The sequence below is a fragment of the uncultured Succinivibrio sp. genome, from assembly GCF_902756765.1.
Lineage (GTDB): Bacteria > Pseudomonadota > Gammaproteobacteria > Enterobacterales > Succinivibrionaceae > Succinivibrio.
Map to the genome: position 1 here is coordinate 1 of NZ_CACVSS010000151.1, position 3,247 is coordinate 3,247.

The 3,247-nt window shown below is 39.9% G+C and carries 3 protein-coding genes; 2 read left to right on the top strand and 1 reads right to left on the bottom strand.

Features of this window, described 5'->3' with window-relative positions:
* Positions 1-1,495, bottom strand: a 1,495-nt coding sequence (locus tag QZU45_RS11765) for an anthranilate synthase component 1 (protein ID WP_295355522.1), incomplete at its 3' end; no start/stop codon positions are given.
* 366 nt (positions 1,496-1,861) lie between these two features.
* Between QZU45_RS11765 and QZU45_RS11770 the strand changes: the two genes are divergently transcribed.
* Both QZU45_RS11770 and QZU45_RS11775 read left to right on the top strand, forming a co-directional pair.
* Positions 1,862-2,290, top strand: coding sequence for an EamA family transporter (locus QZU45_RS11770; RefSeq protein WP_295355524.1), 429 nt, complete (start codon positions 1,862-1,864; stop codon positions 2,288-2,290).
* 71 nt (positions 2,291-2,361) lie between these two features.
* On the top strand, positions 2,362-3,247 hold an 886-nt coding region (locus QZU45_RS11775; protein WP_295355526.1), incomplete at its 3' end, for an AAA family ATPase.

Consider the following 3,247-nt stretch of genomic DNA (forward strand, 5'->3'; position numbering starts at 1 on the left):
TATCAGCAAGAGCTAAGGCACATAAAACTGATTTTGCCTTGTTGACTGTTTCCTGGCATTCTGCCTTGATATCTGAATCGAATACTACACCGCATCCTGCCTGTACATATGCGGTATTACCCTTTACAAAGGCGCTTCTGATGGCAATACAGGTATCCATAGAGCCATCCTCTGAGAGAATACCTATCACACCGCCGTATGAACCGCGTTTCTTTCCCTCGTATTTATAGATAAGCTCATGAGCCTTGATTTTGGGGGCTCCAGACAGAGTTCCCATATTCATGCAGGCACAGTAGGCGTGAAGTGCATCCAGATCATCTCTTAATACGGCATGAACATCTGAAACAAGGTGCATAACAGACTGGTATTTATCAATATGCAGCATGTTATCAACATAACGGGAGCCGCATTTGCTGATTCTTGCAAGATCGTTACGAGCCAGATCAACCAGCATCAGATGCTCGGCAACCTCTTTGGTATCGGTTCTGAGTTCCAGTTCGATACGGCTGTCCAGCTCTTTGTTGATGCTGCCATCCTCGTTAAGACCACGAGCGCGGGTTCCTGCAATAGGGCTTATGGATACCCGTCTTTCCTCCGCCTCAAATCTTACAGCGTACTCAGGGCTTGCTCCAAAGATTATGTAGTCAGGATCTTTGATGTAGTACATATAAGGTGATGGATTGAGTTTCTTTAGATAGGAGTAAGCTAGTAATGGATCATTGCAGCGGTGTTTAAAGGTTCTGGATGGCACCACCTGGAAAGCATCACCGTCGATAATGTGCTGTTTTACCTTGGCAACAATCTCTCCGAATTTCTCATCATCAAGATCAGGATCAATCTTAGGGGTAACTTTCCTGATTACCAGGGTATCTTCCTGACTGAAGTCGTCGATTTTGTCTCTGAGGTCAAGGGTCTCAAAGGCGATTTCCTTGTAGGAAGCTTCATCAAATACATAGGCATCAATCTGGGTCTTCTGCATCTGATGATTTGATCTGATAGCGATATCAAATACGTAGAAGCCGTAATCAGGGCAAGGATTTTCGCCTTTTTTGAGATCACCTATGTATTCAAAGTTATTGATATAGTCAAAGGAAATCAGACCGCCGATGAAGATGTTCTTACAGCCTTTGATACTTACAATGGTCTTTCTTAAGACTTCAAAAGGGTTAGGGGACTTTAATCTGGTTTCCTCATCCATATCATGATCAGGTCTTGAGTAGGCAACGGTGAGTGTGTCCTCTGATGCGGTAAGATTAAGCTCTTTTGCAATCAGCTTTAATAAAGCTTTACCGTTCTGATTTAAGGCCTGAGCCTTAACCTTCAGATCCTCACAGGTAATCTTCAGAGCTGCTGAAACACCGATTAGGGACTGGACTCCACTCTTGTCTATAATCTCAGCACTTTCATAAAGAATGGTGTTGTCCTTGTGACAGTATTCCTTATAAAACAGGTGAGCTTCCTTCAGATATTTAGTATCAAATGCTATCGACTTCATATTCACACCTTATATTTTGAAAATTCTTTCTGAAATTTATGACCCTTATATACGAAAAAACCCGCTATTACGCGGGTCCTCTATAAGCACAACAGTTCTACCCGCAGTTAAGCAGGGCGCCACCATGAACCGTTGAAACTTCTAATCATCAATAAATCCTCAGATATCTTGTAACTTTTCTTTATCATATCCCAATCTTCTAGAAAAATTAGTGTTTTATGTAAAATAAATTAAATTGCACCATAAAGGAAAGAATTAAGAACTTTTATGGTGAGAACTACGACATAGTCTTTGCGGTGCTAGAATTTTCATAACGCGTTGGGTACCTGGGGCGCATTCAGGCCGATTATGAATAAGGAGTTTTCTATGGTAGCTTACATATGGCCGATTGCACTGATTGTTCTGTCCAACATCTTTTATAACATCTGCGCAAAGTCTTTTCCTTCTGCATTAAATCCTTTTGCAGCTCTGACCATAACCTATCTTATGGCAGCTTTAGCTTCTTTTGTCCTGTATTATTTAACCCGTGATGAGAAATCTGAGCTTTTACTTGAATATGCAAAGGCTAACTGGGTACCTTTTGCTTTTGGTCTGTGTCTTTTAGGTCTTGAGGCTGGTTTTATCTATACCTATAAGGCTGGCTGGCCTATAAGCTCTGCCTACATAGTAACGAGCGCGTTCTTATCCATCTTTCTGATAGTAGTGGGCTTTCTTCTGTATAAAGAACCTATTAGCTGGAACAAGATAGTAGGTGTGGCTGTATGTCTTTTGGGCCTTTGGATAATCAACAAGTAGATTGTCTTTAGTTTAAACTGAAAACAAAAATAAACTCTGCTAACATACTTATTGTTGCTGTGGAGAAAAGTATGGGCTTATATTTAAATTCAGGATTTAAAGGCTTCGAATTCTCGTTGAACTCTGAAATATGTATCGATAAAAGCGAAGTTATTTCTTTATTGAATCGAATTATAAACACAAGCCAGCGCTATATATGTATAACTCGTCCAAGACGTTTTGGAAAAACCTTTACTGCTGAAATGCTCAGTGCCTACTACTCCAAAGGAGTGGACAGTTCTTTTCTGTTTGATAATCTTAAGATTGCAAAATCAGATTCTTATAGAAACCATCTGAACAAATACAATACTATCTTTATAGATATGCAGCAGTTTTTGAGCAATGCGGATAAAGATGTTTCAAAGATGCTGTCCAATCTTGAGTCTGAAATTAAAAATGAATTAAGAGCTCTTTTCCCAGAACAGGAAATTGCTGAGGAGAGAAAGCTTAATCAGATCCTTTCAGATATATATAGCAGGGAGACGGAAGCTTTTGGCAAAAGTAACGGTTTTGTCTTCATCATAGATGAGTGGGACTGCATCATGAGAGAAAAACAGACTGATGCTGAAGGAATAAAGCTATATCTTGATTATTTGCGAGCTTTGTTCAAAGACCGCTCCTATGTGTCCCTTGCCTATATGACAGGTATTCTGCCTATCAAGAAATACGGTACTCACAGTGCTCTTAACATGTTTAGAGAATTCTCTATGACAGAGCCTGGTGAATATGCTCCTTTTGTTGGCTTTACAGAGGAAGATGTAAAGGAGTTATGCATTCAGTTCAATGCAGACTTTTACTCTATGAAAAAATGGTACGACGGTTATATCTTTGATAACGATCTGCACCTTTACAATCCTAATTCTGTGGTCGAGTCTCTTTTAAGAAAGAAGTTTTTAAGTTACTGGTCTCAGACTGAAA